Origin of the sequence: Pseudomonas sp. UBA1879 (assembly GCF_002338065.1) — a bacterium.
Taxonomy (GTDB): domain Bacteria; phylum Pseudomonadota; class Gammaproteobacteria; order Pseudomonadales; family Pseudomonadaceae; genus Aquipseudomonas.
This window is the reverse complement of the sequence record NZ_DDHJ01000004.1, coordinates 970757-995411: the sequence shown is the minus strand read 5'-3', so window position 1 is coordinate 995411 and position 24655 is coordinate 970757. Positions and strand designations below refer to the sequence as shown.

Annotated in this window: 24 protein-coding genes; 14 read left to right on the top strand and 10 right to left on the bottom strand. The window is 62.0% G+C overall.

Annotated elements, in window-relative coordinates:
- Nucleotides 1-5: 5 nt before the first annotated feature.
- The gene (locus B3N48_RS07555; RefSeq protein WP_296181479.1) at nt 6-1070 is read right to left on the bottom strand and encodes a LacI family DNA-binding transcriptional regulator; all 1065 of its coding nucleotides are present in this window, start codon (nt 1068-1070) and stop codon (nt 6-8) included.
- 177 nt (nt 1071-1247) lie between these two features.
- Here B3N48_RS07555 and hisD point away from each other — a divergent pair, with 177 nt between their 5' ends.
- On the top strand, nt 1248-2555 hold the full coding sequence (hisD, locus tag B3N48_RS07550) for a histidinol dehydrogenase (RefSeq protein WP_296181475.1): 1308 nt from the start codon (nt 1248-1250) through the stop codon (nt 2553-2555).
- 145 nt (nt 2556-2700) lie between these two features.
- Entirely contained in the window at nt 2701-4092 is a 1392-nt protein-coding gene (locus B3N48_RS07545) for a GntP family permease (protein WP_296181472.1), read from the top strand.
- A gap of 162 nt (nt 4093-4254) precedes the next feature.
- On the opposite strand, the gene B3N48_RS07540 is transcribed toward B3N48_RS07545, so the two are convergent.
- From B3N48_RS07540 to B3N48_RS07525, 4 genes are all read right to left on the bottom strand, one after another.
- A complete protein-coding gene (locus B3N48_RS07540; RefSeq protein WP_296181469.1) occupies nt 4255-5160 on the bottom strand; it encodes a helix-turn-helix transcriptional regulator in 906 nt (301 codons plus the stop codon).
- 114 nt (nt 5161-5274) lie between these two features.
- On the bottom strand, nt 5275-5964 hold the full coding sequence (locus B3N48_RS07535) for a fumarylacetoacetate hydrolase family protein (RefSeq protein WP_296181466.1): 690 nt from the start codon (nt 5962-5964) through the stop codon (nt 5275-5277).
- Nucleotides 5965-6304: 340 nt separating this feature from the next.
- Nucleotides 6305-7069 (bottom strand): SDR family oxidoreductase, encoded by a 765-nt coding sequence (locus tag B3N48_RS07530; protein WP_296181462.1) that lies wholly within the window; start codon nt 7067-7069, stop codon nt 6305-6307.
- Nucleotides 7070-7119: 50 nt separating this feature from the next.
- The gene (locus B3N48_RS07525) at nt 7120-8052 is read right to left on the bottom strand and encodes a 2-hydroxyacid dehydrogenase (RefSeq protein WP_296181457.1); all 933 of its coding nucleotides are present in this window, start codon (nt 8050-8052) and stop codon (nt 7120-7122) included.
- Nucleotides 8053-8415: 363 nt separating this feature from the next.
- On the opposite strand from B3N48_RS07525, the gene B3N48_RS07520 reads away from it, so the two are divergent.
- Nucleotides 8416-9558, top strand: coding sequence for a glycerophosphodiester phosphodiesterase (locus B3N48_RS07520; protein WP_414704199.1), 1143 nt, complete (start codon nt 8416-8418; stop codon nt 9556-9558).
- Nucleotides 9559-9810: 252 nt separating this feature from the next.
- On the opposite strand, the gene pyrF is transcribed toward B3N48_RS07520, so the two are convergent.
- Nucleotides 9811-10509 carry an orotidine-5'-phosphate decarboxylase gene (gene pyrF / locus B3N48_RS07515; protein WP_296181669.1) on the bottom strand — a complete coding sequence of 233 codons (699 nt, stop codon included), beginning with the start codon at nt 10507-10509 and terminating at the stop codon, nt 9811-9813.
- Between the two features lie 197 nt (nt 10510-10706).
- On the opposite strand from pyrF, the gene B3N48_RS07510 reads away from it, so the two are divergent.
- On the top strand, nt 10707-10874 hold the full coding sequence (locus B3N48_RS07510; RefSeq protein ID WP_296181455.1) for a DUF2897 family protein: 168 nt from the start codon (nt 10707-10709) through the stop codon (nt 10872-10874).
- Nucleotides 10875-10924: 50 nt separating this feature from the next.
- Here B3N48_RS07510 and B3N48_RS07505 read toward each other — a convergent pair whose 3' ends face one another.
- A complete protein-coding gene (locus B3N48_RS07505; protein WP_296181453.1) occupies nt 10925-11755 on the bottom strand; it encodes a substrate-binding periplasmic protein in 831 nt (276 codons plus the stop codon).
- A gap of 458 nt (nt 11756-12213) precedes the next feature.
- Here B3N48_RS07505 and B3N48_RS07500 point away from each other — a divergent pair, with 458 nt between their 5' ends.
- Nucleotides 12214-12756, top strand: a complete 543-nt coding sequence (locus B3N48_RS07500; RefSeq protein WP_296181450.1) for an exonuclease domain-containing protein — start codon at nt 12214-12216, stop codon at nt 12754-12756.
- 89 nt (nt 12757-12845) lie between these two features.
- Nucleotides 12846-13133 carry a pyrimidine/purine nucleoside phosphorylase gene (locus B3N48_RS07495; RefSeq protein WP_296181447.1) on the top strand — a complete coding sequence of 96 codons (288 nt, stop codon included), beginning with the start codon at nt 12846-12848 and terminating at the stop codon, nt 13131-13133.
- Between the two features lie 150 nt (nt 13134-13283).
- Here the strand turns inward: B3N48_RS07495 and B3N48_RS07490 are convergent, their stop codons facing one another.
- Nucleotides 13284-15047: an ABC transporter transmembrane domain-containing protein gene (locus B3N48_RS07490; RefSeq protein ID WP_296181444.1), complete on the bottom strand. Its 1764-nt coding sequence runs from the start codon at nt 15045-15047 to the stop codon at nt 13284-13286.
- Nucleotides 15048-15295: 248 nt separating this feature from the next.
- Here B3N48_RS07490 and B3N48_RS07485 point away from each other — a divergent pair, with 248 nt between their 5' ends.
- Both B3N48_RS07485 and B3N48_RS07480 read left to right on the top strand, forming a co-directional pair.
- Nucleotides 15296-15472, top strand: coding sequence for a PA1571 family protein (locus B3N48_RS07485; RefSeq protein ID WP_296181439.1), 177 nt, complete (start codon nt 15296-15298; stop codon nt 15470-15472).
- 187 nt (nt 15473-15659) lie between these two features.
- Entirely contained in the window at nt 15660-16643 is a 984-nt protein-coding gene (locus B3N48_RS07480; protein ID WP_296181435.1) for a zeta toxin family protein, read from the top strand.
- On the opposite strand, the gene pdxB is transcribed toward B3N48_RS07480, so the two are convergent.
- Complete coding sequence (gene pdxB / locus B3N48_RS07475; RefSeq protein ID WP_296181431.1) at nt 16640-17782, bottom strand: 4-phosphoerythronate dehydrogenase PdxB; 1143 nt, start codon at nt 17780-17782, stop codon at nt 16640-16642. The genes B3N48_RS07480 and pdxB overlap by 4 nt on opposite strands.
- Nucleotides 17783-17862: 80 nt before the next feature.
- Nucleotides 17863-18117, bottom strand: a complete 255-nt coding sequence (gene tusA, locus B3N48_RS07470) for a sulfurtransferase TusA (protein WP_296181430.1) — start codon at nt 18115-18117, stop codon at nt 17863-17865.
- Nucleotides 18118-18504: 387 nt separating this feature from the next.
- Between tusA and B3N48_RS07465 the strand changes: the two genes are divergently transcribed.
- Genes B3N48_RS07465 through B3N48_RS07440 form a run of 6 tightly spaced genes read left to right on the top strand, consistent with a single transcriptional unit; the run spans nt 18505 to nt 24589 of the window.
- Nucleotides 18505-21456, top strand: a complete 2952-nt coding sequence (locus B3N48_RS07465) for a monovalent cation/H+ antiporter subunit A (protein WP_296181428.1) — start codon at nt 18505-18507, stop codon at nt 21454-21456.
- Nucleotides 21456-21800, top strand: a complete 345-nt coding sequence (locus tag B3N48_RS07460; RefSeq protein ID WP_108237088.1) for a Na+/H+ antiporter subunit C — start codon at nt 21456-21458, stop codon at nt 21798-21800. The genes B3N48_RS07465 and B3N48_RS07460 overlap by 1 nt, the downstream gene beginning before the upstream one ends.
- Complete coding sequence (locus B3N48_RS07455; RefSeq protein WP_296181421.1) at nt 21797-23476, top strand: monovalent cation/H+ antiporter subunit D; 1680 nt, start codon at nt 21797-21799, stop codon at nt 23474-23476. The genes B3N48_RS07460 and B3N48_RS07455 overlap by 4 nt, the downstream gene beginning before the upstream one ends.
- Nucleotides 23473-23961 (top strand): Na+/H+ antiporter subunit E, encoded by a 489-nt coding sequence (locus B3N48_RS07450; RefSeq protein WP_296181419.1) that lies wholly within the window; start codon nt 23473-23475, stop codon nt 23959-23961. Before B3N48_RS07455 ends, B3N48_RS07450 begins: the two co-directional genes overlap by 4 nt.
- Complete coding sequence (locus B3N48_RS07445) at nt 23958-24236, top strand: K+/H+ antiporter subunit F (protein WP_296181417.1); 279 nt, start codon at nt 23958-23960, stop codon at nt 24234-24236. The genes B3N48_RS07450 and B3N48_RS07445 overlap by 4 nt, the downstream gene beginning before the upstream one ends.
- Nucleotides 24233-24589: a Na+/H+ antiporter subunit G gene (locus tag B3N48_RS07440; RefSeq protein ID WP_296181414.1), complete on the top strand. Its 357-nt coding sequence runs from the start codon at nt 24233-24235 to the stop codon at nt 24587-24589. The genes B3N48_RS07445 and B3N48_RS07440 overlap by 4 nt, the downstream gene beginning before the upstream one ends.
- Nucleotides 24590-24655: the final 66 nt, after the last annotated feature.

The following is a 24655-nucleotide window of genomic DNA, read 5'->3' as shown; positions in this document are numbered from 1 at the left end:
GCGCCTCAGGGCTGCCAGATCCGCTCGCCGTCGACTTCCACGACGCCCGTTGCGGGAATCCGCGCCGTGTCGCGTACGATCATGCGCCCCGGCAGAATCTCCTGAATCGCCGAGGTGTTCGGATCGGCCAGCTGCGCGCAGATGATGTTCACGGCGCGGCCGATCATTTCGGCCATGGGTTGCTCGAAGGTGGTCAGGCCGAAAATCGGCCACTGCCCTTGGGGCAGGTCATCGAAGCCGACGATGGACAGGTCGCGCCCCGGCTTTCCTCCTCGCTCATGACAGGCGTTGATTGCCGCCAGGGCCATCAGGTCGTTGGCGCAGAAGATCGCGTCCGGGGGGGCATCGAGGCTGAGCAATCGGCGGGTTGCCGCCAGGGCGCTACCGAAGTCGTACTCGCCGGCTTCGCGCAACGGCGCCGGCAGGCCTTGTGATTGCAGGTAACCGTTGAAACCCGCCTCGCGGTCGCGGTTGGTCGAGGAGCTTTCCTTGCCCGCGATGAACGCCAGCCGCTCATGTCCGCCCGCCAGCAGAAATTGGGCGATGGTGCGGCTTCCGGTGAGGTTGTCGCTGGTCACGCTGGACACCGAGGTACTGCCGTTGGTGCGGTTGAACAACACCACGGGAAGGCCGATGGTGCGGCACGCCTCGGCGAAATGCGATGACAGACTCGCCGACACCAGCACCAGACCGTCGACCTGATAGCGCAGGATTTCTTCCAGCACGGGGTCTGAATCTTCGTTGTTCGCCATCGAAAACAACAGAATGCGATAGCCCAACCCTTCGAACGCCGCTGACAGCGATTCGAGCACGCGGGCATAGAAGGGGTTGGCCATGCCTGGAATCGCGACGCCGATCAGGTTGGAACGCCGGGTGATCAACGAGCGCGCCACCAGATTAGGGCGATAGCCCAGCAGCGCCGCCGCTTCCTCGACCTTGCGCCGGGTATCGGGCGACACGCTGGCGCCCTTGGTGAACGTGCGCGACACCGCCGACTGAGAAACCCCTGCCTGCCTGGCCACGTCATGGGCCGTCACCGGACGCCGTCCGCGCTCCATGTTGTCTGACATATCGTTTCGACCGTTGAAAAAAAATGATCATACCTGCCAATCGCTTATGTCACATCCCGGCCATGAAATTCACTGCCGTTGGCCGAGGGGGGTTTGCAACATCGGAATCTTGCATTACCATCTACGCCATTGCATACGTATGCAAACCTCCATAAAAACAACTCGCAGGAGAACACCGTGGCTAAGTGGCTCAAACAAGGCGCTGAAGCAGACGTCATCAAATCCGCAGCCCGTGAGGTACGCGACACCGTCGAAAACCTGCTGGCTGACATCGAAGCCCGTGGCGACGCCGCCGTGCGCGAACTGGCGATCCGTTTCGACAAGATGGACCGCGAGGACTACCGCCTCACCGACGCTGAGATCCAGGCCTGCCTCGATCAGCTCAGCGACCGCGACCTCAAGGACATCGAGTTCGCCCAGACCCAGGTGCGCAATTTCGCCCAGCACCAGCGCAACTCGATGGTCGACGTCGAGGTGGAAACCTTGCCGGGGGTCATCCTTGGCCACAAACACATTCCGGTGAACGCCGCAGGCTGCTACGTGCCAGGGGGCAAATACCCACTGCTGGCCTCGGCGCACATGTCGGTGATCACCGCCAAGGTCGCCGGCGTGCCGCGCATCATCACCTGCGCCCCGCCCTTCCTCGGTAAACCGGCACCGGCCATCGTCGCCGCGCAGCACATGGCCGGCGCCAACGAGATCTACTGCCTGGGCGGCATTCAGGCGATCGGCGCCATGGCCTTGGGCACCAAATCCATTGCGCAGGTGGACATGCTGGTCGGTCCAGGCAATGCGTTCGTCGCCGAAGCCAAACGTCAGTTGTTCGGCCGCGTGGGCATCGACCTGTTCGCCGGCCCGACCGAAACCCTGGTGATCGCTGATGAAACCGTCGACGGTGAGCTGTGTGCCACCGACTTGTTGGGTCAGGCCGAACACGGTCCGGACTCCCCCGCCATTCTGCTGACGACCTCGGAAAAACTCGCCCGCGAAACGATGGCCGAAGTCGAGCGGTTGCTCAAGATCCTGCCGACCGCTGAAATCGCGCGCCGCGCGTGGGAAAGCTTCGGTGAAGTCATCGTCGCCGAAGACGAAGCCGAGATGCTGGCCATCGCCAACGACCTCGCTTTCGAACACGTGCAAGTGATGACCAAGGACCCGGATTATTTCCTAAAGAACATGCGCAACTTCGGCGCGCTGTTTCTCGGCCCCCGCACCAACGTCTCCTTCGGTGACAAGGTCATCGGCACCAACCACACCCTGCCGACCAAAAAAGCCGCGCGTTACACCGGCGGTCTGTGGGTCGGCAAGTTCATCAAGACCTGCACCTACCAGAAGGTCCTTACCGACGAAGCATCGTCAATGGTCGGCGAATACTGCTCGCGCCTCTGTGCGCTGGAAGGCTTCGCCGGGCACGGCGAGCAGGCCAACATCCGCGTGCGCCGTTATGGTCACAAGGACGTGCCTTATGCCGGTGCCGCCCAATAAGCGTCACGCTCTTGTTGGGCTCTTTGCGGAAAAGGCGAGTGCAAGACCCCTCGCCTGAACAATAAAAACAATCACATTCGCTGCGGACCCCACCTCGCTGACCAAGCCAGGAGGTGGTCCGCTGCGCCGCTTTAAGGATTGACTCATGAGTGTTGTCATTGCCGTTCTGGCGTTGTGCGTTCTGATGCTGGCTGCGTATCGGGGTTACAGCGTCATCATCTTCGCGCCACTGGCCGCCCTTGGCGCTGTCCTGCTGACCGACCCAAGCGCCGTGGCCCCGGTGTTCAGCGACCTGTTCATGGACAAGATGGTCGGCTTCATCAAACTGTACTTTCCGGTCTTTCTGCTGGGCGCGGTGTTCGGCAAGTTGATCGAGCTGTCCGGGTTTTCCCGCGCCATCGTCCAGGCGGTCATCGGGCTGCTGGGGAGCAGCCAAGTGATTCTGGTGATCGTGCTGGTCTGTGCCTTGCTCACCTACGGCGGCGTGTCGCTGTTCGTGGTGGTCTTCGCGGTCTACCCGTTCGCGGCCGAGATGTTCCGGCAGGGCAACATTCCGAAGCGCCTGATGCCGGCGACCATCGCGCTGGGTGCGTTCACCTTCACCATGGACGCCATGCCCGGCACCCCACAAATCCAGAACATCATTCCGACGACCTTCTTCGGCACCAACTCCTGGGCTGCACCGTGGCTAGGCGTGCTGGGTTCGCTGTTCGTGCTGATCTGCGGCATCGTTTATCTGGAATACCAGCGTCGCAAGGCGGCGCGGGCCGGTGAGGGATACGGCACGGAACTGCGCAACGAGCCGGAAACCCCTGAGCAGATCAAGCTGCCCCATCCGCTGATCGCCTTGCTGCCACTGATCCTCGTGGGGGTGATGAACCTGCTGTTCACGAAATGGATTCCGGGCTGGTACGGCGGCTCGTACGGCATCCACCTGCCGGGCCTGAAAGCGCCCATCCAGACCGACGTTGCCAAGCTGACCGCCATATGGGCAGTGCAGGCGGCGTTGTTGGTGGGCATCATTACCGTGCTGGTGTTCTCGTTCCGCACCGTCGCCAGCAAACTGGCCGATGGCAGCAAGACGGCCGTAGGCGGGGCGATGCTGGCGACGTTGAACACCGCATCGGAATACGGCTTCGGCGCGGTCATCGCGGCGTTGCCGGGGTTTCTGGTGGTGGTCGACGGGCTGAAGGCAATCCCCAACCCGCTGTTGAACCAGGCAATCACCATCAACATCCTGGCGGGGATCACCGGTTCGTCCTCCGGCGGGATGAGCATCGCGCTGGCCGCCATGTCCGACACGTTCATTGCCGCCGCGAACGCCGCGCACATCCCGATGGAAGTGATGCACCGCGTCGCCTCGATGGCCGGAGGCGGCATGGACACCCTGCCGCACAACGGCGCAGTGATCACCCTGCTCGCCGTCACCGGTCTGACCCACCGCGAGGCCTACAAGGACATCTTCGGCATGACCATCTTCAAGGTGCTGGCGGCGTTTTTCGTGATTGGCGTGTATTACGCGACGGGATTGGTTTGACAGCCGCTCGACTGCGCCCGGTTCTTTACCCGGACGCACTGCCCTGTGGGAGCCGGCTTGCTGGCGAACGCGTCGTACCAGACGCATCAATATCGACTGACACGCCATCTTCGCCAGCAAGCCGGCTCCCACAGTTCCTCCGCTCAAGATGCCCTCGATGCCTCACACCCCACGCTGCTCCCGCCGAAACTGCCCCGGCGGTACGCCATGGGCTTTGCGAAAACGCCTGGAAAAATACGCCTCATCGGCAAAGCCGCAAATCTCGGCAATGTGGCTCAGCGGTTTGCTGCTGTTCATCAGGTGGGTGCGCGCCAGTCGCATGCGCCGCTCCAGCACCAGTTCGGAAAACGTGCTGCCGGTTTCCTTGCGCAGCAGGTGGGTCAGGTAGTTGGGCGAAAGAAAGGCCGCCGCTGCTGCATCGGTCAAGGTCAATGACGGGTCGGCAATGTGCTCGCGAATGTAGTCCATCACCCGCCCCAAGGCGTCGCGCCGCCCTCTTCGCTCAGCCTTGTTCGCCGACAGCGCCTGCAACTCGGGCTCAAACAGGTTGCAGACCTCGCCAATCAATTGCAGCAGATACCCCCGCAACACCGAGCCTGAACCCAACCGCCGCGTTTGGTCCGCCTCGCGCATCTGCCTGAGCAACGTCGTCACCTCGGCGAACTGTGCGTCGTCGAGAATGAAATCCAGGTGCTCCTGAAACCGGAATGGCGCCAGCTCGGGGGCTTCGGTCAACGGCACGTCTTCCAGGTCCATCGGGTCGCAGTGGATCTGCTGCAACAGGAAGTCCTGAGAGAAATTGATCAGCACGAAATTGCCGTCTTCGGGGTGAGGAATCACGTGCAGCCGATGGGGCAGGATGAAGGCCAGGGTGTTGCGCGGAAACGGCCGGATAGCGCCACCGATGTGCTGCACGGTGTCGCCGCCGAGATTGATCTGGATCTGGAAATATTCGTGACGATGGGGAGACGTCAGCGCTGGGCGAGCCGACTTGTCACGAATGTAGAAATCCATGCGGTCGCTGCGCTGCCGCATGCCATAGGTTTGGACGCGAGACGTGTTCGCCATGGAAATGAAGCCCGGGAAAAAGGCTCACGCTACAAGTTTTGAGCCGCACGCTGCAAGCGTGAAGCCAACGCGAGCGGCCTTTTCTCTTGCAGCGTGCCGCTGGACGCTCGCAGCTTATCCGATGGTGAGGGTGAGTTCGGCCAGGCCTTCGATGCCTGCGGTGACGACGTCACCCCGTTGCAGCGCGCCCACGCCCGCCGGTGTGCCGGTGTAGATCAAATCGCCCGCTTTGACGCCGACCGATTGCGACAGGTAAGCGATCACGTCTTTGACGGCCCAGATTTGATCTGCCAGATCGCCGCGCTGGCGGGATTCGCCGTTGACGTCCAGCCAGATAGCACCGCGCTCCGGATGACCAACCTTGCTCACCGGCAACAGCGCAGTGGCCGGGGCGGACGCGTCGAATGCCTTGGCCCACTCCCACGGACGGCCCATTTTCTTGGCCTGCGCCTGCAAGTCGCGGCGTGTCAGGTCAAGGCCCACGCCGTAGCCCCAAACGTGGCTCAAGGCGTCTTCAGCGTCGATGTTCACCCCGTCTTTGCCGATCGCCACCACCAACTCGATTTCGTGATGCAGGTCTTGGGTCAGCGGCGGATAAGGGACCGTGCCTTCGGCGGGCACCACGGCATCGGCGGGTTTGGCGAAGAAAAATGGCGGTTCGCGATCAGGGTCGTGGCCCATTTCACGGGCGTGTTCGGAATAGTTGCGGCCGACGCAAAACACGCGACGGATCGGGAAACGGGCGGCAGTCCCCGCCACGGCCAGCGATGGCGTGGCGACAGGTGCAATGACGAATTCGCTCATGGTCATGTCCTCGAAAGAAAGTGGCTCGACAGGGACACAGTGTGCGGATTCAGCGGCAGGACGAGTTGGACAGATCCCCGGAGGTTTTGGACGGAGCAACGCTTTCTCGCGATCGGGTTTCTGGCCTCGGGAGCGTCGCTTGCCCGCGGTCTGGCACGTAGCGGTAGCAAATGCAGTAGACGTGCTACATCAGGTATACCGAGTCGTCAGGTTCTACTGCCGCTGCGCGGCAGATCGCGGGCAAGCGACGCTCCTACGGCCTCCGGCCAGAATCAACAGCAAGACATGCCCCGCCATCGGCCATCGGCCAGAATCAGCGCAAGCGCGCTCTTTCTAGCGCTCACCCACGGCCCACAAACGGCATGCTGTTGGCCATGACCGTCATGTTCAACACGTTCGCCGACAGCGGCAGGCTGGCCATGTAACTCACGGCATCGGCCACGTGTTGCACGTTCATCGTCGGCTCCACCTGCAATTCGCCGTTGGGCTGTAGCACGCCTTTGGTCATGCGGTCAGTCATTTCGGTGAGGGCGTTGCCAATGTCGATCTGACCGCAGGCAATGTTGTACTGCCGGCCGTCCAGTGAGGTGCTTTTGGTCAGGCCCAGCACCGCATGTTTACTGGACGTGTACGGCGAGCTGAACAGGCGCGGCGTGTGCGCCGAAATCGAGCCGTTGTTGATGATCCGCCCGCCCTGCGGCACCTGCCGACGCATCAGGCCAAACGCGCCGCGCACGCACAGAAACATGCCGGTGACGTTGGTATCGATCACGTTCTTCCACTGTTCGACCGACAGTTCATCCATCGGCACTGCTGGCGCGCCGATGCCTGCGTTGTTGAACGACACGTCCAGACGCCCGTAGGTTTTTTCAATCGTGGCAAAAAGCGCCTCGACGCTGGCGGCATCACGCACATCGGTGGACACCGCCAGCGCCTGTTGCCCTGCCGCGTTCGCCTGTTCGGCCAGTTCAGTCAGCGGCTCCAAACGACGCCCGGCCAGCACCACGGCATAGCCATCTTTCAGCAATTGCAGCGCCACGGCACGGCCAATGCCGCTTCCTGCGCCGGTGACCAGTGCGACTTTCAAGGCAGACGATGAAGGCATGAGCGATTTCCTGTTTGTTGTTGGACTAATGAACACGACACGTGCGAGGCCTAGCTGTAGACAGGCGTCAGGACCGGTTTGCCCGCATAAAACGCCAGCAGATTGTCAGCCACCCGTTGCACGGTCCCCCGCGATGCTTCCGGCGAGAGGCCTGCCACATGAGGCGTCAGCACGACATTGTTCAGGGTTTTCAAGGCTTCCGGCACCTGCGGTTCGTCGTCGAACACGTCCAGGCCAGCGCCAGCGAGACGCCCGTGCTGCAAGGCGTCCAGCAACGCATCGGTGTCCACCACGCTGGCCCGGGCGATGTTGATGAGGAACCCCTCAGGCCCCAGCGCGTCGATAGCGGCGCGGTCGATCAAATGACGCGTGCCACTGCCGCCCGGCGTCGCCACGATCAGAAAATCGCACGCCGTCGCCAGCGCCAGCGGCGTTTCGCAGTATGTAAAGTCGACACCGGCCTTGGGCGAGCGGCTGTGGTAATTCACCTGCATGTCGAAGCCCTGCGCACGCTTGGCAATCGCCAGGCCCACCGCGCCCAGGCCCAGAATGCCGAGGCGCTTGTTGGCGAACGAAGGCCGCGTGACCTTGCGCCACTCACCGCGCCGCACCGACGCATCGGCTTGGGGAATGTCCCGCACCAGCGACAGCAATAGCGCCATCGCATGGTCCGCCACACTCGGCGCATTGACCCCCGCCCCGTTAGTCACTGTGATCCCGCGCGCCTCTGCCGCCGGCAAGTCCACCTGTTCATATCCGGCGCCGATCACGCAAATGATCCCCAACTTGGGCAACGCGGCCATTTCATCCGCGGTAAACCCCAACGGTCCGCGGGTCAGCACCGCATCGATCTCATCCCCCCGCGTCGCCACGGCCTCGGCCCGCATCGCCGGCGTCGGCGCCAGAATCAGCCGAAACCCCTGCGTCTCCAGAATCGGCAGATACTCGTTCACGCTTTCGACCAACACCAGCACCGTCTTCATCATCACTCCACTGCGCAACATTTGATGGGCAGACAGTAGCGCGACTTAGAGCGGTTTTCACCTCTGAAATCCATTTCTCCTACACGTGCTCGCACGGAAAGAATCATTCATGCCCTCGACGATCGATCGTCATGAAAGGGCCTGAAACTCATCGTCAACGCGCCAAACGCGCTGATAGAGGTCAATCACACCCTTGGAACGACCGTTTTTCGCCAGCACCGACAGCACGGTTGCCTGTCAGCGACGGGCTGTTTATGGTCTGACCCCATGCGCTCGGACACCCAGCCGTCATCGTCAGGCTGGCACGCGCAGCGGTTTCGCACCGCTTCATGTATGAAAAATGCACATAAGGAATGTCATCACATGCTCAACAGGCTCTGCAGAAACGCGCTTTCCAAGACCGTGCTGGCCACCGCACTCACGGCGGTGATGGGGGTGTCGGGATCAGTCATGGCGGCTAACGAACCGGGCAAGGCCCTCGCCGCGAAGGCCGGCATACCGTGGCCCGCAGTCATTGCCCACCGTGGCGCGTCATTCAATGCGCCGGAAGAGACCGTGCCGTCCTACACCCTGGCGCGGGAATTGGGGGCGGACTATCTGGAAATGGACATTCAACGAACCAAAGACGGCGTGTTGATTGCCCTGCATGACGACACCCTGGAGCGCACCACCAACGTTGCCGAGGTGTATCCGGACCGGGCGAAAGACCCGCTGAGCAGCTTCACCCTCGAAGAAATCAAGCGCCTGGATGCCGGCTCGTGGTTTAACAAGGCCCACCCGGATCGCGCCCGCGCCAGCTACGCGGGATTGAAGATTCTGACCCTGGACGAAGTGATCGACATCGCTGAGGGCGGCAAGAACAAGCCGGGTCTGTACATCGAGACCAAGGTGCCAGCGCAGTTTCCGGGCGTCGAAGAGGATTTGAAGAAGAAGCTGGAGCAACGCGGCTGGCTCAGCCAGCGCCCCGCCGCTGAAAAAGGCCACGTCAACGTCGCCCATTCGGCGGGTCGCGTCGTGCTGCAGACCTTCGAAAAACCGAGCCTTGAGCTGTTGCAGAAAGCCATGCCCGACACGCCGAAAGTGTTGTTGCTGTGGACCGGCGATGGCTACATCCCGGCGGCGTCGGATAAAACCTTCAAGGATTCGGGGGCGAAGGACAAGGCCGCGTTCTACGCGACGCAACAGGTCAAATCCAAAGAAGAGTTCGCCGCGTACCTGGATTGGGCGAAAGCCCACGGCGCGATCGGCACCGGCCCGTCGGCTGCGCTGAAGAACGGTGGAGACCAGAGCTACATGGATCTGGTACAGCCGTGGATGAACACAATGGCCCATGATCGCGGCCTGATCATCCATCCGTACACCGTGGACGATGCCGTGGACTTCAAGGCCATCAGCGCCCGGGGCGTGGACGGGTTCTTCACCAACCGCGCTTCGGAGCTGTTGAAGTTCTACGGTCGGCCTTCGAAGGAGAGCGTGGAATCGATCCTGAAACGGATCGGCTACTAAACGCTTGACGCTATGGCGTGCGGCGTACAGCTATCGCGGCCTGCTCCAAGGCGGCTCGCACAGGATCGCGCATAGGTCATAACATCTGCGACCGACGTCGTACCCGTGGGAGCCGGCTTGCTGGCGAAGGCTGAGTGACCGTCAGCTTATCGGCGACTGCCTCAGCGCTTTCGTCAGCAAGCCGGCTCCCGCGATAAACGGCGCGAACCATCAATCCCGATACGCCGAAAATCCCTAGGGGCGTGCTCAGCGTTACGCCAACTCGGCAACCACGGCTGCCAAGGCCTTGGCCGGATCGGCCGCCTGGCTGATCGGACGGCCAATGACGAGGTAGTCGGAGCCGGCGTCCAGTGCCTGACGCGGCGTCAGGATCCGGCGTTGGTCATCCTGCGCGCTGCCAGCGGGACGAATCCCCGGCGTGACCAATTGCAAGGACGGGTGCGCTGTCTTCAGGGCCTGGGCTTCCAGCGCCGAGCACACCAAGCCGTCCATCCCCGCCTTTTCCGCCAGCGCCGCCAGGCGCAACACCTGCTCCTGGGGCTCGATGTCCAGGCCGATGCCCGCCAGATCCTCGCGCTCCATGCTGGTCAACACGGTCACGCCAATCAGCAAAGGTTTCGGGCCGCTGCGCTGTTCCAGCACGTCACGGCAGGCAGACATCATGCGCATGCCGCCGGAGCAGTGCACGTTGACCATCCACACGCCCATTTGCGCAGCGGCCTTGACGGCCATCGCCGTGGTGTTGGGGATGTCGTGGAATTTGAGGTCCAGGAACACCTCGAAGCCCTTGTCGTTCAAGGTCTCGACGATGCCCGACGCGCTGCTGGTGAACAGCTCCTTGCCCACTTTGACCCTGCACAATTGAGGGTCGAGCTGATCGGCCAGTTTCAACGCGGCTTCGCGGGTCGGAAAATCCAGGGCGACGATGATGGGGGTCTGGCAGGCGGACATGAGCGGGTTCTCTGGCAAGTCGAAATCGGCGCGCATTGTAGCTGAACATCCGGCGGGGCGGGACCCGGCGATCGCTAATCCCGGCAACCGGTCAACGACGCCGCAGCCGTCGTCGTGGCGACAGAGCATTGCTCCTACAATGGAACCACTGGGCAGCGCCGCTGCTCAAAGCGATATCACAGTAAGGAGAGAGCCTCATGCCCTGGTATGCCTGGTTGATTCTGGTCGTTGCAATCGGCTCGATCGTCGGCGGTTTGGTCATGCTGAAGGATTCAGCGAAAAAACTGCCCCTGACCGAAGAACAGCTTAAGCGCGTCCACGAGCGCAACGCGGAAATGGACGCCAAGGAAGCGCGCGACCGTTAACACCGCCGGGCGGTGCTCCCCTCGCCGCCCGCTTTCGACTTGCCCTCGTTTCACTCCATCCCGTCATTCTTATCCAGCACCACCGCGTGATGCATGGCCTGCGGGGTTACGGCAATCCGGAACGGCTGGAAAATCTTGAACATCTGTCCGTTCTCCCGCAGCTGTTTCAGCAGCTCGGCGAACTTTTCCCCGGTGATCGGCGCGTTCGGTCGCAGCAGCGCATAGTGGCGATAGACCTGATCGACGCGATCGGAAATCAGAAACTGATCCGCCTCCCCAGGATTGCCGGCCATAAACGTGCTCAAGTACGAGCGGGTGACCAGCGCGATGTCCGCACGATCGCGCAGCACCATCAGCAGGTTGCTGTCGTGGGAATACGTCAGCGTGGCGTTGTAGTGATCAGTCAGAAACTTGGGGTCGGCGTCGAACTGGGCGAAGGCGTAGTGATAACCGCTGAACAGCGCCAGCCGTTTGCCTTTGAGGTCATCGAAATAATTCTGCGTGCGCCCCGAGATCCGATGGGCGACGAAAATTTCCGCATCTTCGAGGCCCATGTCGACATCCTCATGGGGAATGTCTTTCCAGCCCCAGGCCGGGTTCTCGAAGATGGCCATGTCGAAGCGCTCCTGCTGGAAATCGCGAAACCGCCGAGGGATCGAGGTCGGCACCATCTCGAAGCGGTAGTCGCTCTGCATGGCGTTCAATGCCTCGACCATTTGCGGCAACAGCCCCGTGTCCTCACCGCGCTCGGGACGGATCGTGTAGGGCGGGAAATGCGCCGCACCAATGCGCACGACCTGCGCCGCGTTCGCGTGCCAGGCCCACAGCGTCGTCGTGGCCAACAGCAACGTTTTCAAAGCCATTCGCACCGGCGTAGACATCAACACAAAGCACCTCTGGCGAATCGGAGTACGCGTAAGCTATGCGTTCGCGAACAATTAGACAACGGTCAAACGACATCGAAGCTGGCTTTATGCCAGATCCTACGGCCTCTGCTCTTGAAGCAACGCTCGCTCGGCCAGTCATTTCAACCTCAGGCCAGCCCTGGCACCTTCAAATCATGGGCTTAGCCAGCGGCGAGCCCGTTTCGTGCATCGCGAAAAAAACGCCTACAAAACCCTGGGTCGCGCGGCAATTTATGCTGACCGCTGCCGCCAAGCAAGCGCTTGGCCAGCATTTGGCGTGTCTGTCCGACGAAAAAAATCTGACCCGAGGATTAAACAATCGTCTGTCGGACGAGTCCCACCCATTACTCGAGGGTGATCGCCAGGTTGGACGCGGCGGGCGGAAGTTGACTACGCTGCATGACGGTGCCACGGATTAGGAACGGGAGCGAGCAATGCCCCATTGGCTGGTGATAGATCTGGAGGCCACCACCGAAGAAGGCGGATGGCCAGTGGCAGAGATGGAAATCATTGAAATCGGCGCCTGTGTGGTCAATTCGGAAGGACGCGAAATTGACCATTTCGAACGGTTTGTCCGCCCGGCGCGTCGACCTCAATTGACCCCGTTCTGCCGGGAGCTGACCCACATTCAACAAAGCCAGGTCGACACGGCGATGCCGCTGACTACGATCTGGCCGCAATTCGAGCGCTGGATGAGTCATCACCGCTCGCGATTGGTGGGTTGGATCAGCTGGGGCGATTACGACCGGGAACAACTGACCGTGCAATGGCAGGAGCACCAATTGACCAGCGACCTGAGCAACCTGCCGCACATCAACCTCAAACAACGCTTCGCCCAAGCGCGTCAACTGCAGAAGCCGTGCGGCCTGAACTCTGCGCTGCAGCTGGCGGGCATGCACTTCAACGGCCAGCAACATCGGGCACTGACCGACGCCCGCAACACCGCACGATTGATACCGTTGGTCATTCCTTCCTGAGTAATGCCCCCCATATCAAAGCGGATGACGGCCTTTTGTACGTTCGGCATACTGTCCGCCCTTTCTCACCCCTTTCGAGGAGATCAGCCATGTTCAAGGTCAACGAGTATTTCGACGGCACCGTCAAGTCCATCGCCTTCCAGCAAGCAGAAGGGGCTGCCACCATCGGCGTGATGGCGCCCGGCAACTACAATTTCGGAACCGCTGATCCAGAAATCATGCATGTGATTTCCGGCTCGCTGAAAGTGCGGCTGCCGGATGAAACCCAGTGGCAAACCTATAATGCTGGCAAAAAATTTCACCTGCCGGCCAACATCAAGTTCGACCTGGAAGTCGCGGTCGAAACCGCCTATTTGTGTGAATACCGTAAGGGCTGATACGACGGCCCCACCCATCACGGGCGCAGTTTTTTATCAGAACGGACTCAGTGTAGAAGCGTGACCCGTCTCTGGGCCGCATCCGGATGCGGCCCAGATAAGCCACGCTCCTACAGATTTCCCCTCCCGCTGAACATATTCGTCAAGGCTTCACCCCCCATTGAACTGCAACGCCGCCAACCGCGCATACAGCGGGTTGCTGGCGATCAATTCCCGGTGTGTTCCCACCGCCACCAGCTTCCCCTGATCCATCACGGCAATCCGGTCGGCGTTCTGCACCGTGGCCAAACGGTGCGCGATCACCAGGGTCGTGCGGTCCCTCATCAACGTCGGCAACGCTTGCTGAATCAAATGTTCACTTTGGGCATCCAGCGCGCTGGTGGCCTCGTCAAGCAGCAAAATCGGAGCATCCGCCAGCAGCGCGCGGGCAATCGCCAGACGCTGACGCTGCCCGCCTGAAAGGCCTATGCCATTGTCACCCAGATGGGTCTGATACCCCTGTGGCAGCAGTTGAATGAATTCATGGGCGTGGGCGATCCGCGCGGCGGCTTCGACCTGCTCATCGCTGGCGCCGGGGTTGCCATAGCGAATGTTGTCCTCGACGCTGCCGAAAAACAGCGCTGGCGTCTGCGACACCCAGGCGAAACATCGGCGCAGGTCCAGCGGGTCCAGACGATCGGCAGGCAGACCCTCGACCAGCACTCGCCCCTGCTGTGGGTCATAAAAACGCAGCAGCAGGTCGAACAGCGTCGACTTGCCCGCCCCCGAAGGCCCCACCAACGCCAGCGTTTCTCCTGCTTCGATGGTCAGGTTCAGGCCCTCGACCGCATTGCGCTCTGGGCGCGATGGGTAGGCAAAGCTGAGGTCCTCCAACGCCAGACGGCCACTGACGCGTGCCGGCAAGGTCAGCAGATCGTGGCTCGGGGCCGTGATGTCGCTGCGGGCCTGCAGCAGTTCAGTGATGCGCTCGGCCGCCCCTGCCGCCCGTTGCAACTCGCCGATTACCTCGCTGAGGGTGCCGAACGCGCTGCCGACGATCAGGCTGTAGAACACAAATGCGGCCAGTTCGCCCCCGGTAATCCGCCCCGCGATGACGTCCATGCCGCCGACCCAAAGCATCACGGCCACCGCCCCCAGCACCAGCACGATGACCAGCGTGATCAGCCACGAGCGCTGAAGGATACGCTTACGGGCGGTTTCGAACGCGTCTTCCGCGGTCTGGGAAAAACGCTGTCGGTCCTGTTCCTGATGGTTATAGGCCTGAACCGTCTTGATCTGACCCAGCGCTTCGGAAACGTAACTGCCGACGTCCGCCACCCGGTCCTGGCTTTCCCGCGACAGGCTGCGCACCCGTCGGCCAAAAATCAGAATCGGCGCCACCACCAGCGGCAGCGCCACCACCACGATGCTGGTCAGCTTGGGGTTGGTGAAAAACAACAGGATCACCCCGCCGATCACCATCAGCGCATTGCGCAGGAACATTGACAGCGACGAACCGATCACTGATTGCAGCAAGGTGGTGTCTGCCGTGAGACGCGACTGGATTTCCGAGCTGCGATTGTTCTCGTAGAAACCGGGGTGCAGGCTGACCAGATGATCGAACACCTGCTTGCGCAGATCCGCGACTACCCGTTCGCCGATCCAGGACACCAGATAAAAGCGGGTAAAGGTGCCGATGGCCAACGCGATCACCAGAACCATGAACAGGCCGATGCTTTCATTGAGCAGCGTCGGTGAGCGGGTCAGAAAGCCTTGATCGACCATCATCTTGATGCCCTGCCCCATCGACAGGGTGATGGCTGCGGTGACGATGAGCGCCACCAATGCGCCGATGGCCTGCTTGCGGTACGGTGCGATCATCCGCAGCGCCAGACGAATGGCCTGCCGCTGGCGACCGGAAAACACAGAAGCCATGAAGTCACCTGTAAGAAAATTCAGCAGAGCCTACACCTGCCTTGCGTCGCACGCTCGTCGTGTTTTGCTGAACTCAAGCGCGAGATGCCAGTCAGGATAAAGGTGTCAACGACAGTGAAGCGCCGCGTTGTGACGCCCCCGATGATGGTCAGCGTGGACAGACAGGGCGCCCGAAGCGTCCTCGGATGTCATGGCGTGGTCATCGAGCGTGGATAACCTGAAGCGCACCCCTGATGAGGAGACAGGCCATGAGCTTGCAAAACAGCAGCAATCAAGAACCCGTGGTACGGCCGCAGCCTGATGCACAGCTGGGCGGCGCCATTCTGGACGAGTACGGGAATCAGGTCCTGATTACTGAAGAGATGGTTCAGGCCGCATGTCAGGAATGTGAAAAGTACTGGGTCAAGCCCGCAAAACAAGACTGATGCATAGACTCTCTTGAAACCTGGCCCTCGCGCCGGGTTTTTTCTGCCCTCACGGGCGCGCCCCCATCAGCATCTGACAAAAAACGCGGAATCGTCCCACTCGAACGTGATTGACTGAAACAGTCGGTCGCGATTACGTCCCCCCCTGTTCAACACATTAATTCCACTTGAGCAGAAGGACCGCTCCATGACGATTGACAGCCGCTATACCCATACCCAAGACGATATCCACCGGACTTACAGTCTGATCGCACCTGGCATCTTCAATGCCGTGTCAGGCACCGAACGCTCCAATGAGCCCCCCAAGATGCTGGTCGTGGCGGGGTCTCAGGGGTCTGGAAAGACGTATCTGTTGGAAAACACACTGCTGAAAAGCGACCGATACGCCGACTATATTCGGCCGTATCTCCTTGAATACCGAGCGCATCACCCGCAATACGCACAGATGATCGAGCACGGCGTATTGCATGCCTACGAACACACCGAAGCGTTCATTTGGGACCTGGGGCGCAGAATTTTTCAGGATGCCTTCGAAAACAGCTACAACATCATCATTGAAACGGCATTGGACAGCATCGACTTCGCCAGCTTGCCGATGTACGCCGCCAGCAAGGGCTATCAGTTCGAGGTGCACCTGATCGGCTGCAAGCGCGAGTTCGCCCATGTGTCGACGATCGAACGCGCACTGAAGAGCATCAAGGATAAGACGCTCGAGCGCTTCGTCACGCTCTCCAACATCGACGACAGCATGGCCAACGCTCAGTCGATTCTGAACGCGTTCGAGAATGCTTGCGCGGCATCGGTGGGCTCGACGATCACCCTGTACGAACGAGGTTTCGGTGTCCTGCGAAATCGAAGGGTCGTCTGCAGCAGCCTGTGTACCCGAGACAGTGAACTGACGCCACAACCGATCACCGACGAGCGCGGCATGACCGTTGCCCCGGAACACCACGCGATGCGCATCCTGCGAACAGCCGAAGCCAATAAACCTTGCGCGTTCAACAATTACGCCAAACTGGTCAACGCCCCGATCATCTCGCTGGAGGAGCGCGGCGAAACTCTCAAAGCCGCGCACTTGGCGCTGGCGAACGCCGAACGCTGTGTCGAACCGGTGCCTTACCCGGTCTTCAACGATCTGTACGCCTACGTCGTGAAATACGTATTCCGCTAAACCTCAATGGCGCCCAGCGCCTGAAGGATCTGTTGCAACGCCGCGGATGGGCCATTGAGGCTCACCCGCAGGCCTTCGATCTCCCGGCGCGGCGGGTAATGTTTGCGCAGGGCGTCGAAGGCCAGGCGCTGGCTCGCCGAATCACCCACCAGGCTGCGGCGAAAATCCGCGTCATCGCGGCGGGGGTCGTACACCCCCCGGCAGAGCATGTTCAGTGCCCAGATCGGGTCGGCGCTGGCATCGAGAGCGACCTGCGCCAGCCAAGGCTTGGGCAGCAGATCGTCGAGCTGAATCGACGCGGGCTGACCGAGGTGCGCGCACAGCGCCTGATAAATCTGCGCGGTCCCGCGCTGACGACCGTCGAGGCTGTAACCGGCGATGTGCGGGGTGCCGATGACGCACAGGTCGGCCAGCTCCACATCGACACGCGGCTCTGCTTCCCACACATCCAACACGGCCTGCAGGTCTTCCCGTTCGAGGAGGACGTCGCGCAGTGCTGCATTGTCCACCACCGGGCCGCGCGCCGCGTTGATCAGCCAGGCGCCGGGTTTGAGGGCGTCGAGCCGAGCCCGGTCGAACAGGTGCCAGGTGGGCAGGTCGCCGTTTTTATTCAGGGGGGTGTGCAGGCTGATCACGTCGCAGCGGGCGATGATGTCGTCGAGGCTGACGTAATCGCCGCCTCCTGCCGCCTGGCGGGGCGGATCGCACACCAGCACGTTCCAGCCTAACCCACGCAGCACCTTGACCAGACGACCGCCGACCTGCCCCGCACCCACTACGCCGTAGGTGCGGCGTGTCAGGTCGGCGCCTTCGATTTCAGCGAGGGTCAGCAGGCTGCCCAGCACGTAATCCACCACGCCACGGGCGTTACAGCCCGGCGCGCTGGACCACTGGATGCCGGCTTCAGTCAGATAATCGAGGTCGAGGTGATCGGTGCCGATGGTGCACGTGCCGACGAAACGGACCGGCGTGCCTTCCAGCAATTCGCGGGTCACTTTCGTCACCGAGCGCACCAGCAGGACATCGGCGTCGACGACGGCAGCGCGGTCGAGGGTGCGGCCGGGATAACGACGGATGTCGCCAAATCCGGAAAAGAAGGCGTCAAGCAGTGGAATGTTTTCGTCGGCAACGATGCGCATGGTGGGGGCTCCCTGAAGTGGCGGCAGTGTAGGCGCTGGCGTTCGAGGGGGCCAGCGCCGCACTCACATCAGGGCCGTGCTCAGGCGGATTTCTTGCGAATCCAGTACAGGTAAACACCGTCAGCCGCCTGCTTCTCGACCAATTCGTGGTCGAGAAAGACACAAAACTTGGGAATGTCGCGCTGGGTCGACGGGTCCGTCGCGATGACCTTGAGCAAGCCACCGGCCGGCAGATCGCGCACCTTCTGGTGCAGCATCATCACAGGTTCAGGGCAATTGAGACCCGACGCGTCGAGAACGGCGTCAACGGCAAGGCTTTGGATGGAATCAGACATGAGGCGCTCCGGAAACTGGCGGGCATTGTCGCTTAAATGAACAGAGCCGCCAATCGTCGTTGGTCTCGCTGAACGTGCTGACGTCCTCCATGTCCGAGCCCAACACAAGACCTGCGGGACCAGCCGGAGGTTACGACGGCCGTGATAGCGGAGGATCAGCCGACTTCTGCGCCGCTGACACGCTGCCGTCGTGACCTCCGGCGTCTCCAACAGGAGCGGAGGCGTGCCCGAAGTTGGCGTCGGCCTCGACGGTTCAACGAACGTCATTTACCGCGGTCAACTACGCTGCTGCCTACAGCCTTTGTAGGATTCTGCGACATCTTGACGGTTGGTGATGTTGGACCCAGCCCGTATGATCCTTGACATTTTTGCGCAGATTAGAAGCCTATGTCCCTGATAGTTCTACTGCTTCTGCCTTTCATCGGCAGCTGTCTGGCGGCGCTCTTGCCGCATAACGCCCGTAACGCTGAATCCCTTCTCGCCGGCTTGATCGCCCTGATCGGCGCGGTGCAGGTCGCGTTCTGGTACCCGCAAATCGCCCACGGTGGGGTGATCCGCGAAGAGTTCTTCTGGCTGCCCAGCCTGGGCCTCAACTTCGTGCTGCGTCTCGATGGCTTCGCCTGGCTGTTCTCGATGCTGGTGCTGGGCATCGGCACCCTCGTCTCGCTGTATGCCCGCTATTACATGTCGCCGGACGACCCGGTGCCACGCTTCTTCTCGTTTTTCCTCGCGTTCATGGGCGCGATGCTTGGTCTGGTGATGTCCGGCCACCTGATTCAAATCGTGTTCTTCTGGGAGCTGACCAGCGTCTTCTCCTTCCTGTTGATCGGCTACTGGCATCACCGCGCCGACGCTCGACGCGGCGCCTACATGGCGTTGATGGTCACCGGCGCGGGCGGCCTGGCGCTGTTGGTCGGGGTCATGCTGCTGGGCCACGTGGTCGGCAGCTACGACCTCGACCGGGTGCTGGCGTCCGGCGATGCAATCCGCGCCCACGCCCTCTACCCCATTCTGTTGACGCTGATCCTCATCGGTGCCCTGAGCAAAAGCGCGCAATTCCCTTTCCACTTCTGGCTGCCCCACGCCATGGCCGCGCCGACGCCGGTGTCGGCGTACCTGCACTCGGCGACGATGGTCAAAGCCGGCGTGTTTCTCCTTGCCCGACTGTGGCCGGCGCTGTCCGGCAGTGAGCAGTGGTTCTGGATCGTCAGCGGCGCCGGGGCTTGCACCCTGGTGATCGGCGCGTATTCGGCGATTTTCCAGACCGACCTCAAAGGTCTGCTGGCCTATTCCACCATCAGCCATCTGGGCCTGATCACCTTGCTGCTGGGCCTCAACAGTCCGCTAGCGGCGGTCGCAGCGGTGTTTCACATCCTCAACCACGCGACCTTCAAAGCTTCGCTGTTCATGGCCGCCGGGATCATCGATCACGAAAGCGGCACCCGCGACATTCGCAAACTCAGTGGTCTGATCAGGCTGATGCCCTATACCGCGACGCTGGCCATGGTCGCCAGCGCCGCCATGGCGGGTGTACCGCTGCTCAACGGCTTTCTGTCGAAAGAAATGTTCTTCGCCGAAACCGTGTTCATCACCTCCACCGCGTGGGTGGAAGCGGCGCTGCCGGTGATTGCCACCATCGCCGGGACCTTCAGCGTCGCCTATTCCCTGCGATTCACCGTGGATGTGTTCTTCGGCCCGAAAGCCACCGATCTGCCCCTCACGCCCCACGAGCCGCCGCGCTGGATGCGGGTGCCCGTGGAGCTGCTGGTGCTGGCCTGTCTGATCGTCGGGATTTTCCCTGCGCTGTCGGTAGGCCCTCTGCTGGCCGCTGCGGCGCAGCCGGTGGTGGGCGGCACATTGCCCGACTACAGCCTCGCCATCTGGCACGGCTGGAACGCGCCAATGATCATGAGCCTGATCGCCATGGCGGCGGGCATAGTCCTCTATCTATTCCTGCGTCCGCATTTCAAACGTGATCGGTTCAAACAGACCCCTGTGATCGGGCGGCTGAACGGCAAGCGCCTGTTCGAAGCCGTGCTGATCCGCCAACTGCGCGTAGCACGCGGGCTGGAAGATCTGCTGACGACCCGGCGCCTGCAGGCCCAACTGTTTTTGATGGTATTGGTGGCGTTGGTCGCAGGGTTCGTGCCGATGTATGAAAGCGGCCTGACCTGGGGTGATCGGCCGAAAATTCCGGGCTCCGGCGTGTTCGTCATGCTCTGGTTGATCGCCATCGCCTGTGCCCTGGGCGCGGCATGGCAGGCCAAATATCACCGACTGGCGGCGGTCACCATGGTCGGTGTGTGCGGCTTGATGACCTGCGTGACCTTCGTTTGGTTCTCTGCGCCGGACCTCGCCTTGACTCAACTGGCCGTGGAAGTGGTGACCACGGTGCTGATTCTGCTCGGCCTGCGCTGGCTGCCCCGGCGTAACGAAAACGTCGTCTCAACCACCCGCGCCCGCCATCGCGCGCGGGCGCGGCGGATCCGCGACTTCATCCTCGCGGTCGGCGTCGGCGGCGGCATGGCGCTGCTGTCCTACGCAATGCTGACCCGCCCGACGCCCAATGCCATTTCCGAGTTTTACCTCAGCCGCGCGTTGAGCCAGGGCGGCGGCACCAACGCCGTCAACGTGATGCTGGTGGATTTCCGCGGCTTCGACACCTTCGGCGAAATCACCGTGCTGGCGGTGGTGGCGCTGACGGTCTTCGCCCTGCTGCGCCGCTTCCGTCCGCCGAAAGAGAGCATCGCCCTGCCCTCGCAACAACGCCTGCTGGCGCGGGACGTGGTCACTGATCTGGTCAACCCGCGCCACGCCAAAGACACTGCGCTGGGCTTCATGATGGTGCCCGCCGTGCTGGTGCGCCTGCTGCTGCCGGTGGCGTTCGTGGTCTCGATGTACCTGTTCATGCGCGGCCATAACCAGCCGGGCGGCGGATTCGTCGCCGGGCTGGTGATGTCGGTGGCGTTCATTCTTCAGTACATGGTGGCGGGCACGCAGTGGGTCGAAGCACACATGAGCCTGCGACCGCTGCGCTGGATGGGCACCGGCCTGATCTTCGCCCTGGCGACCGGGCTGGGTTCGATGGCGCTGGGTTATCCGTTCATGACCACCCATACCGCGCATCTGCATGTGCCGATTCTCGGCGATCTGCACGTCGCCAGCGCGCTGTTCTTCGACATCGGCGTGTATGCCGTGGTGGTGGGTTCGACGCTGCTGATCCTCACCGCGCTGGCTCACCAATCGGTGCGCAGCCATCGTCCGACCTCGCTGCCGCAGCCCATCGACCCGGCCCACGCCGCACCGACACCCCCTGCCGTTTCACAAGGAGCCCTGTGATGGAAGAAGTCATTGCGATTGCCATTGGCGTGCTGGCTGCGTCCGGGGTGTGGCTGATCCTGCGCCCGCGGACCTTTCAGGTGGTCATGGGGCTGTGCCTGCTGTCGTATGGCGTGAACCTGTTCATCTTCAGCATGGGCAGCCTGTTCATCGGCAAGGAGCCGATCATCAAGGACGGCGTGCCGCAGGACTTGCTCAACTACACCGACCCGCTGCCTCAAGCGTTGGTCCTTACCGCCATTGTCATCAGCTTCGCCATGACCGCGCTGTTTCTGGTGGTATTGCTGGCCTCGCGCGGGCTGACCGGCAACGACCACGTCGACGGTCGGGAGGGCAGTGAATGAGCCTGATGAATCAACTGATCATCGCGCCGATCCTGCTGCCGGTGCTGACCGCCGCGCTGATGCTGTGGATCGGCGAGAAGCGTCGCCCGATCAAGGCCGCGATCAACGTGCTGTCGACGGCATTGGGCCTGGCCATCTCCATCACGCTGATGGTGTGGGTGCAAAAGACCGGCACCACCGGCTCGATTGGCGTGTATTTGCCGGGCAATTGGGAATCGCCCTTCGGCATCGTGCTGGTGGTCGATCACCTGTCGGCGCTGATGTTGGTGCTGACTGGCATCGTCGCGTTCTGCGCGTTGCTCTTCGCGCTGGCTCGCTGGGACCGGGCGGGCGCGAGTTTTCATGCGCTGTTCCAGATTCAGTTGATGGGCCTGTATGGCGCGTTTCTGACGGCGGATCTGTTCAATCTGTTCGTGTTCTTCGAGGTCTTGCTGGCTGCGTCCTACGGCCTGATGCTCCACGGCTCGGGTCGCGCGCGGGTGTCGGCGGGGCTGCATTACATCACCATCAACCTGCTGGCCTCGTCGCTGTTTCTGATTGGCGCCGCGCTGATTTACGGCGTCACCGGCACCCTGAATCTGGCCGACCTCGCGGTCAAAATCCCACAAGTCTCCGAGGCCGATCTTGGCCTGCTGCACGCGGGGGCTGCGATCCTGGCGGTGGCGTTTCTGGCCAAGGCCGGCATGTGGCCGCTGAACTTCTGGCTGGTTCCGGCCTATTCCGCCGCCAGTGCCCCGGTGGCGGCGCTGTTTGCGCTGATGACCAAAGTCGGCGCCTACACCTTGCTGCGCCTGTGGACGCTGCTGTTCTCGGGGCAAGCAGGCGCTTCGGCGTTCTTCGGTGGCGACTGGCTGATCTGGGGTGGCATGGCGACCCTGGTCGTCGCGGCGGTGTCCATCGTCGCCGCCCAGCGGCTGGAACGCATGGCCAGCCTGAGCATTCTGGTGTCGGCAGGCATTCTGCTGTCGGCCATCGGCTTCGGCCAACCGAGCCTCACGGCGGGCGCGCTGTTCTATCTGGTCAGCTCGACCCTGGCCCTCAGCGCGCTGTTCTTGCTCGCCGAGTTGGTGGAGCGTTCGCGCTCGGCCAATGAAATCCCGCTGGAGGACGACGCCGATCAGCTGCCCAAGGCGCTGGAATCGCTGCATCCGCTGCCGGGTACCAATCTGGATGACGAACAGAAGGCCATGGTCGGCCAAGTGATTCCCTGGACCATGGCATTCCTCGGCCTGAGCTTCATCGTCTGCGCCTTGCTGATCATCGGCATGCCGCCGTTGTCAGGCTTTCTGGGCAAGCTGACGCTGATCAGCGCGCTGATCAATCCGCTGGGGCTGGACGTGGCGAAAGACGAGGCGATTCGCGGTGCCAGTTGGTCGCTGGTCACGCTGCTGATCGTCTCGGGCCTGGCGTCGCTGTTCGCCTTCGTCCGGGTGGGCATCAAGCGTTTCTGGACCGCTCAGGATCGCCCGTCCCCTGCCCTGCGCCGCTATGAATGCATCCCCATCGCGCTGCTGCTCGGCGCCTGCATCGTGCTGACCTTCAAGGCGCAGGGGCTGCTGCATTACACCCAGGACACCGCGCAGGCGTTGCATGACCCGCAGCAATACGTGTTGTCGGTGATGGCCGCGAAACCGGTGCCGTCCCCCAGCAGCGCCGGCGCGGAGGTGCAGCCATGAAACGCCTGTTTCCCGCGCCGCTGGTGTCGTTGTCGTTGTGGGCCCTGTGGCTGTTGCTGAACCTGTCGCTGAGCGCGGGCAATCTGTTGCTCGGCGCGCTGCTGGGGTTTCTCGCGCCGATCCTGTTTGCCCCCCTGCGTCCGCAGCCGGCACGGATTCGCCAACCCGGCGTGGCGCTGAAGCTGTTCTTTCTGGTGGGCCGTGACGTGGTGGTATCGAACCTGCTCGTCGCCTGGGGCGTGTTGCGCGCGGGTCGAACGCCGCCGCGCTCGGCGTTCGTCAAAGTGCCCCTCGATCTGCACGATGCCCACGGGCTGGCGGCGCTGTCGATGATTTGCACCGTGGTGCCGGGGACGGTGTGGTCGGAATTGGCGCTGGACCGCAGTGTGTTGCTGATGCACGTGTTCGATCTGGACGACGAAGCGCGCTTTATCGAGCACTTCAAGTCCACTTACGAACGCCCGTTGATGGAGATCTTTCAATGAGCCCGTTGTTGACCTACGCGATCCTGATCAGCCTGTCGCTGTTTACGCTGGCGATGATCCTGACGCTTCTACGCCTGTTCAAAGGCCCTTCCGCGCAGGACAGGGTGCTGGCGCTGGATTACCTGTACCTGTTGGCGATGCTGATGATGCTGGTCCTCGGGATTCGCTACGCCAGTGACACCTATTTCGAAGCGGCGCTGCTGATCGCGCTGTTCGGTTTCGTAGGGTCGTTCGCGTTGGCGAAATTCCTCCTGCGCGGCGAGGTGATCGAATGAATTCGCTGCACGTGTTGCCGTTTTGGGTAGAAGCGCTGACGGCGTTGCTGTTGGTGGCAAGCAGCCTGTTTGCCTTGATCGGTGCATTGGGCCTGGTGCGGATGAAAGATTTTTTCCAGCGCATGCACCCGCCCGCCCTGGCCTCGACGATTGGCGCGTGGTGCGTCGCGCTCGCCTCGATCGTCTATTTCTCGGCGCTCAACGAAGGCCCGGTGCTGCACGCATGGCTGATCCCGATTCTGCTGGCGATCACCGTGCCGGTCACCACCCTGCTGCTGGCGCGGACCGGTTTGTTCCGCAAGCGCATGGCCGGGGATCAGGACGTGCCGCCTGAGGTGTCCGAAGAGGGCTGAGGCAACGGCGAGCTAAAGGTTCCGGGCTGTCTGCTACAGGTGGCGAAAGGGGGATCAACTGCCTGG

Excerpts from the sequence above, each read along its gene's own strand:
- pyrF (WP_296181669.1), bottom strand. The coding sequence starts at position 10,509 with ATGTCCGCCTGCCAGACCCCCATCATCGTCGCCCTGGATTTTCCGACC.
- tusA (WP_296181430.1), bottom strand. The coding sequence starts at position 18,117 with ATGTCTGATTCCATCCAAAGCCTTGCCGTTGACGCCGTTCTCGACGCG.
- B3N48_RS07530 (WP_296181462.1), bottom strand. The coding sequence starts at position 7,069 with ATGCCTTCATCGTCTGCCTTGAAAGTCGCACTGGTCACCGGCGCAGGA.
- B3N48_RS07480 (WP_296181435.1), top strand. The coding sequence starts at position 15,660 with ATGACGATTGACAGCCGCTATACCCATACCCAAGACGATATCCACCGG.
- B3N48_RS07445 (WP_296181417.1), top strand. The coding sequence starts at position 23,958 with ATGAGCCCGTTGTTGACCTACGCGATCCTGATCAGCCTGTCGCTGTTT.
- B3N48_RS07525 (WP_296181457.1), bottom strand. The coding sequence starts at position 8,052 with ATGAAGACGGTGCTGGTGTTGGTCGAAAGCGTGAACGAGTATCTGCCG.
- B3N48_RS07555 (WP_296181479.1), bottom strand. The coding sequence starts at position 1,070 with ATGTCAGACAACATGGAGCGCGGACGGCGTCCGGTGACGGCCCATGAC.
- B3N48_RS07485 (WP_296181439.1), top strand. The coding sequence starts at position 15,296 with ATGAGCTTGCAAAACAGCAGCAATCAAGAACCCGTGGTACGGCCGCAG.
- pdxB (WP_296181431.1), bottom strand. The coding sequence starts at position 17,782 with ATGCGCATCGTTGCCGACGAAAACATTCCACTGCTTGACGCCTTCTTT.
- B3N48_RS07500 (WP_296181450.1), top strand. The coding sequence starts at position 12,214 with ATGCCCCATTGGCTGGTGATAGATCTGGAGGCCACCACCGAAGAAGGC.
- B3N48_RS07545 (WP_296181472.1), top strand. The coding sequence starts at position 2,701 with ATGAGTGTTGTCATTGCCGTTCTGGCGTTGTGCGTTCTGATGCTGGCT.
- B3N48_RS07455 (WP_296181421.1), top strand. The coding sequence starts at position 21,797 with ATGAGCCTGATGAATCAACTGATCATCGCGCCGATCCTGCTGCCGGTG.
- B3N48_RS07520 (WP_414704199.1), top strand. The coding sequence starts at position 8,416 with ATGCTCAACAGGCTCTGCAGAAACGCGCTTTCCAAGACCGTGCTGGCC.
- B3N48_RS07450 (WP_296181419.1), top strand. The coding sequence starts at position 23,473 with ATGAAACGCCTGTTTCCCGCGCCGCTGGTGTCGTTGTCGTTGTGGGCC.
- B3N48_RS07460 (WP_108237088.1), top strand. The coding sequence starts at position 21,456 with ATGGAAGAAGTCATTGCGATTGCCATTGGCGTGCTGGCTGCGTCCGGG.
- B3N48_RS07505 (WP_296181453.1), bottom strand. The coding sequence starts at position 11,755 with ATGTCTACGCCGGTGCGAATGGCTTTGAAAACGTTGCTGTTGGCCACG.
- B3N48_RS07510 (WP_296181455.1), top strand. The coding sequence starts at position 10,707 with ATGCCCTGGTATGCCTGGTTGATTCTGGTCGTTGCAATCGGCTCGATC.
- B3N48_RS07535 (WP_296181466.1), bottom strand. The coding sequence starts at position 5,964 with ATGAGCGAATTCGTCATTGCACCTGTCGCCACGCCATCGCTGGCCGTG.
- B3N48_RS07490 (WP_296181444.1), bottom strand. The coding sequence starts at position 15,047 with ATGGCTTCTGTGTTTTCCGGTCGCCAGCGGCAGGCCATTCGTCTGGCG.
- B3N48_RS07440 (WP_296181414.1), top strand. The coding sequence starts at position 24,233 with ATGAATTCGCTGCACGTGTTGCCGTTTTGGGTAGAAGCGCTGACGGCG.
- B3N48_RS07495 (WP_296181447.1), top strand. The coding sequence starts at position 12,846 with ATGTTCAAGGTCAACGAGTATTTCGACGGCACCGTCAAGTCCATCGCC.
- B3N48_RS07465 (WP_296181428.1), top strand. The coding sequence starts at position 18,505 with ATGTCCCTGATAGTTCTACTGCTTCTGCCTTTCATCGGCAGCTGTCTG.
- B3N48_RS07540 (WP_296181469.1), bottom strand. The coding sequence starts at position 5,160 with ATGGCGAACACGTCTCGCGTCCAAACCTATGGCATGCGGCAGCGCAGC.